This is a genomic window from Mucilaginibacter sp. P4_D1 (assembly GCF_056401935.1).
The window spans coordinates 1-6363 of sequence record NZ_JBFUIJ010000094.1; the positions used below are offsets into that span (position 1 = coordinate 1).

General features: G+C 44.2%; 4 protein-coding genes and 1 pseudogene. 2 read left to right on the forward strand and 3 right to left on the reverse strand.

Annotated elements, in window-relative coordinates:
• Positions 1 to 161 precede the first annotated feature (161 nt).
• On the reverse strand, positions 162 to 1853 hold the full coding sequence (locus AC1DV1_RS30950; protein WP_477368604.1) for a sodium:solute symporter family transporter: 1692 nt from the start codon (positions 1851 to 1853) through the stop codon (positions 162 to 164).
• 377 nt (positions 1854 to 2230) lie between these two features.
• Between AC1DV1_RS30950 and AC1DV1_RS30955 the strand changes: the two genes are divergently transcribed.
• Together AC1DV1_RS30955 and AC1DV1_RS30960 are read left to right on the forward strand one after the other, a co-directional pair.
• Positions 2231 to 2449: a GDCCVxC domain-containing (seleno)protein gene (locus AC1DV1_RS30955; protein ID WP_477368607.1), complete on the forward strand. Its 219-nt coding sequence runs from the start codon at positions 2231 to 2233 to the stop codon at positions 2447 to 2449.
• Between the two features lie 90 nt (positions 2450 to 2539).
• Positions 2540 to 3580: a LacI family DNA-binding transcriptional regulator gene (locus AC1DV1_RS30960; RefSeq protein ID WP_477368610.1), complete on the forward strand. Its 1041-nt coding sequence runs from the start codon at positions 2540 to 2542 to the stop codon at positions 3578 to 3580.
• A 266-nt stretch (positions 3581 to 3846) separates the two neighbouring features.
• Here AC1DV1_RS30960 and nagA read toward each other — a convergent pair.
• Together nagA and AC1DV1_RS30970 are read right to left on the reverse strand one after the other, a co-directional pair.
• Positions 3847 to 5032: pseudogene (gene nagA, locus AC1DV1_RS30965) on the reverse strand (N-acetylglucosamine-6-phosphate deacetylase).
• Between the two features lie 150 nt (positions 5033 to 5182).
• Entirely contained in the window at positions 5183 to 6046 is an 864-nt protein-coding gene (locus AC1DV1_RS30970) for a DMT family transporter (protein WP_477368614.1), read from the reverse strand.
• Between the last annotated feature and the right edge of the window lie 317 nt (positions 6047 to 6363).

A 6363-nucleotide genomic window follows, 5' to 3' on the forward strand; every position in this document is an offset into this window, starting at 1 on the left:
TTGTTATGGCTTGCCGATTAACAGTGATGAAGCCCGGTCTTATTAAAAGTCCGGGCTTTGTGTTTATACATATTGATATCTATGCTGTTGGATTTTTTATACACCATTCATAATTCTCATCATCGCATACAACCTTTCGCGCCCTCTTATAAACCTATTAACTACCAAAACCGCACGTAAATGGCCGATAGAAACAACAATATTACCGCAATAAGCACTATTGATGACGACTTTAATTTAAACATGCCTTTATCAACTTCGATAGATTTTGCATTAACGGCGGGGCCAAATAAGCTTACTAAAACCATCACCCCGAAAGTTGTCAGGAACGACCAGCCAAGGCATATGAAAAAAGGAATTTCGTAAACACCGGCTGGGTTTATAAACGCCGAGTACAACCATGTTTCGGGCCCGAATACCTTAACCGCAAATTGGTTGAAAAATACCGAAGCAGCAAAGCCAGTCAGGATGCCAATAATGGCAGCCTCGCCTGTAGTGCGTTTCCAAAACATACCCAACAGGAATGTAGCTAACACGCCCGGGCTTACGAAGCTGCTGTATTTTTGAACAAAGGTGTAACCGCCTTCGCCGCTGATGCCCAGCATATCGTTCCAGGTAAAGGCTACGGCAATTACAAGACTACACACAATCGCTATCCTGCCTACCCAAACCATATTGCGCTCGGTAGCTTTAGTACTCATGTAGTTTTTATAAACATCCAGCGTAAAAATGGTAGATATACTGTTTACTTTTCCTGCAATGGATGCCACAATTGCCGCTGTTAATACGGCCAGTGATAAGCCTTTTAAACCCGAAGGCAAAAAGGATAATATAGCCGAGTAAGCGCCGTCTTTTTTGCCACCAACAAGCATCGGCAAATCGCCGTGTTTGTACAATACAAAAGCTACAATGCCCGGCAGCATTACAATAACAGGCATCAGGATTTTAAGCAAACTGGCAAACAGGATACCCGTACGGGCAGTATGCAAATTGGCACCCAGTGCACGTTGCGTTATATACTGATTACAACCCCAATAGTTAAGGTTGCTTATCCATTGGCCACCCGCGTACATAGCAAAGCCGGGCAGTATTAAATATCTACTTATAGTTTCTACAGATGCGCCATGGGCAGGCTTTTTAAAGATGAGGTGAAAATGATCTGGCGAGTCTTTCAGGATCAGCTTTAAACCGGTAAGCGCGTTTTGGCCGAAACCAAATTTATCACTCACAATAGTCAGCGAAAGATACGTAATGGCAAGCCCGCCAATAATGAGCACCGCAACCTGTACCACATCGGTATAACCAACCACCTGCATACCGCCAAGCGCGATGATTACTCCAAATATAGCCAGGCCAATCATAATCTCGTGCAAATACCCGCCGCCGAGCAGGCCGTTAATGGCCAGTGCGCCAAGGTATAAAATGGCGGTAAGGTTAATAAATATATACAACGCCAGCCAGAATATCGACATCACCAACGCTACACCGCTGTTATACCTGTTTTTCAGGAACTGCGGCATAGTGTAAATTTTATTTTTGATATATACCGGCATAAAAAACACCGCTACAATAATCAGCGTGGCTGCGCCCAACCATTCGTAAACGGCTACGGCAATGCCCGCAAAAAAACCATCGCCGCTCATGCCTATAAATTGCTCGGCCGAGATATTCGATGCAATGATAGATGCGCCTATCGCCCACCAGGTAAGTGACCCTTCGGCCAGGAAAAAGCTATGCGAACTGGAATTGGTTTCTGCTTTTTTACGGCGATAAACCAGGTAACCATAAACGGAAACCAAAACGAAATAGGTAAAAAATACGATCAGATCGCCTATGGAGATGTACTTCAGCATGTTTGTTTTTGCAATGGGAATTAGGTTATACCCGGTTCAATTCTCAAATCTATAAAATAAAATGGACTGGCAATGGTTTAACATGATCAAATGTCAATGATACAGCTGTAGTAAGCTATTTAATACCACAACCGCTACTAATACATCCCGAAAGGGTGTTTCTTTTAACTTGCTCATAAGTTTATAATTTTATTAAAGGAAATGCAATTGGCAAACAGTTCCTTATGGCTATAAAATCCAAACATGCTTAATTACTGCTATACATTTAGCAAAATCATATTATTTATTTGCTTAAACGTTTAACATCTTCGAAATTTATTTTTTTATCTGGCCCTGAGTTTTACATTTGATACCCGGGGATAAACTTCCGTGAAGATATGGCAACAGAACCGATTTTAAATTCAACAATAACCTGCCCGAATTGTGGTTTTCAACAAGAAGAGCTGATGCCGGTGGATTCCTGCCAGTATTTTTATTCCTGTAAACATTGCGAAGCTTATTTAAAACCCCTTCCTGGAGATTGTTGTGTTTTTTGCAGTTATGGTTCGGTTAAGTGCCCACCTATACAGCAGGGAACTTCATGCTGTGGCCATTAAACTACAACATTTGCAGCATATGGTTGTAGCTAAGTGCAATCTACCTACCCTAAGAATAATTTTAACAAATTTATATATAATTGAATATCCATGGCCAGCGAACCCAAAAGCGATAAAATAGACATGAAGACACTGGCCAAAGTGCTCAATGTATCTATCGCCACTGTATCAAAAGCCCTTAGGGATAGCCATGATATCGGCCCCGAAACCAAGCTGAAAGTAATTGAAGCCGCCCGTAAACTCAATTACGTGCCTAACCCCTATGCCAGCAGTCTCCGTAAAAAAGCCAGCAACACCATCGCCATTATTATCCCCGAGATTGCCGACAGCTTTTTTAGCCAGGCCATCAATGGGATAGAAAGCATTGTAGCCATAAAAAAATACCATACGCTGATTTACCTTACCCATGACAGCTACGAGCGCGAAGCTTATATGTTTGGCGAACTTGCCAGCGGCCGGGTTGATGGGGTAATTATGTCAGTAGCCAGTAATACCGAAGATACCAGTCATATTAAAACCCTGCAGCAGGCGGGCGTGCCCATCGTGTTTTTCGACCGGGTTTTTGATGACCTGAATTCGGTGAAAATCACTACCGACGATCTGAACAGCGCCTACATTGCCACCAATCATTTGCTGGATGCCGGTTGTAAAAACATCTCGCTTGTTACCATCAAAGGTTATCCATCCATCCTATCGGCCAGGGAACAGGGTTATAAAAAGGCGCTGGCCGAACGGGGCATCCAGCCAAAGGAATCGGGCATTGTTACCTGTTCAAATAAGTACAATAACGAAAATGTTGAAGTAATAAAAGAACACCTCACGCTTCAAAAGCCCGACGGCATTATTGCAACGGTAGAACACCTGGCTACATCAACTTACCTGGCCTGCAATGAACTAAAGCTAAATATTCCGCGGGATGTTAAAGTGGTTTGCTTTACCAACCAGATAACTGCCCCCATCCTAAACCCGCCGCTCACAACCATTTTGCAGCCGGCTTTTGATATGGGCAAAAAAGCCGCGCAATTATTATTTGACCATTTGGCCGGCAAAGCGGTTGAAAACAATAAGGAGATAGTTTTACCCTCAACGCTGGTGATAAGGGAATCTTCAATTATGGAATTGTTGAATTAGTGAATTATTGATTTTTTCAGATTGAAAGGGTCGAATCAAAATTAAGCTATACGACTTGAATTGAATAAACTTATCTTCCGAATTGGGCGATGCCTGCGGCCCGGGCTGTCTGTTCATACGCCTTCATGGCCTTACACACGGGCCGGTATCCACGCCCATCCCTATCGCAAATTTAGCTGAACCTGGACTGCATCAGATTAATCAGATTGCCGGATCTTTTACATTTAACTTAATCTCCCTCACAACTCACAACTCACAACTCAAACCTACCCACCATACACCAGCTTTCCGTTCACGATTGTTGCCTGGATATTTATATGCTCGTCAAAAATGGCGATGTCGGCATCAAGGCCTTCAACCAAAGCGCCTTTACGGTCATCTACCCCCATAATTGTCGCCGGGTTGTTGGTCATCATTTTTACGGCTTCGGGCAGCGGCACACCGGCCATTGTCATCATCGTACGTACCAGCCTGTCGCAGGTGGCCACACTGCCGGCAAATGAACTGCGGTCGGGCAGTTTGGCAACGCCATCTTCCACAATCACTTTTAAACCGGTATCCTTATTGCCCAGTACGCTATCCCCCCCCGGGCATACCCGCCGCCCGCATGGCATCGGTAATGAGCGCTATCCTGTCCGGCCCTTTAATTTTGTAAACCAGCTTTAATAGGGGTGCAGGCAAATGAATACCATCGGCAATAACCTCTACATCCATCGCATCAATCAAAAAAGCTGCTTCAATAACCCCGGCATAACGGTAAGCATTGCGCCTGGTTACACCCGACATGCCAGAATATAAATGTGTTGCCAGCGTGTAACCGTTTTCAAAAGCTACGGCAACTTCCTCGTAAATTGCATCCGTATGAGCCAAAGCAGGCATAATACCGTTGGCCTGCAGGTATTTGGCAAACTTAATTGCGCCTGGCAGTTCGGGCGCGGCGCTCCAGCGTTTGATAGCTTTGGAGTAAGCAATAATCTCTTTATACTCCTCCTCGTCGGGATTGCGGATATAGCGCGGGTCCTGCGCGCCGCGCTGGTTCATGGCAAAATATGGCCCTTCCAGGTGCATACCTAAAAATTGCGCGCCCATGGTATTTTTAGCATCGGCACTGGCGTACAGATCAAGCGTTTTAAGCAGGTCGGCCTTCTCGGCAGTTAGCGTTGTGGGCACCATGGCCGTGGTACCGTAGCGGGCATGCGTACGCGCTATCTCCAGGAAAGCTTCCTCGTTGCCATCCATAAAATCGTGGCCACCACCACCATGCACGTGGATATCAATAAACCCCGGCGAAACATAATTACCGCCAGCATTAATAATTTGAGAACCAGGCGCGTCAATATCCCCATGACGAATAGCGCCTATTTTGTTTCCGCTGATAAGCAGTGTGCCGTTGTTTACGATACTGCCCGGCGTTATAATACGCCCGTTGATGATCTTGATTTGATTGTTCATCTGTTGAGGCTTACAGGTTAAGCCGATTTAAGTAAACTTTAAGATCAACATTAAAAATGTAAAACTGATGTTATTTATCATGAATAAACATTGATTTTGGAGATTAATTTCAAGCGAAGCAAGTTTTAATATCAAATATAGAACAAAAGCTCAATTCAAACTCAAGGCAATTATTCCTCCGAGTATCAATACACTGGCAATTAATCGTCTCCTGCTATCGTCTTCATTCAACACCCGCGAACCCATGAATACGCCCAGCAGAATGCTGGTTTCCCTGGCTGGGGCAACAACGGTAAGCGGCGCGTATTTCAGCGCTTCGAGCACTAATATGTAAGCTGCCGGGCTTAACAGGCCAATAGCTATAATTGTCCATTTGTGCCGGCGTACCTCCCGTTTAATTTCGACCTTTTGTGTTACAACCAGGGGTATCAGCAACACCATGCTGAACATATTGGAAACAAAGGTGACTACGAGGGGCGAGATGGCGTATGTTTTTATGGCAACGGCATCGTTAAACGTGTATAAGGCAATAAACAAACCAGTAAGCGTGCCCCAGAAAACACCAGTCATTATTTTAGCATTGTTTTCCTTTCTTAAACTTAACCCGGTTATTATAAATACGCCGATAAGAATCAGCAACAAACCTATGCTTGCTTTCAACTTCAACTGCTCGTGTAAAAATAAAATGGCCGCGACAGATGAAAACAGCGGACCGGTGCCCCGGGCAAGCGGGTATACCACAGACAGATCAGCGCTTCGGTAGCCTTTTTGCAAAACCAGGTAGTAACCAGTATGCAGAGCAGCGCTGCCCAGCGAAAGCCATAATAATGGTTGCGACCAAGCTACATGGTCCTGCATCAACTCATAAAACATCACCGGCAGGTACAACACAGTGCTTGCAATATACATTAGCCAGATAAATGGCGCCTTACCCCCGGCTTTTTTGGAGAGTAAGTTCCATACGGCATGCAGTACTGCGGCTGTAAGTACTAAAGCAAGTACATATAAACTCATTTGCACTTCAATTTATCGCAGCGTGTTGATCCATCATAGTTTTAAATTACTACCTACCTTGCTTTAACACATAAAGACCGGTTGACGAACTAAAGATGCTTTTATTTATCACCCTGGGCAAATGATAAATAGTAATTGATTAATTACCTTAAGTTATGACTAACCGATAGCCAATGGATAGTGTTAAATACTTTGGGTCTATCGTTCCCAAATAAACCACCGTGAATAGTTAATATTTTAAAACATGAACAAAGAGTGCGTATTGGCAAAGATGTAATAAAGGGTATTTAGCGCGCCATGGAGTGCCCGACAGAGCT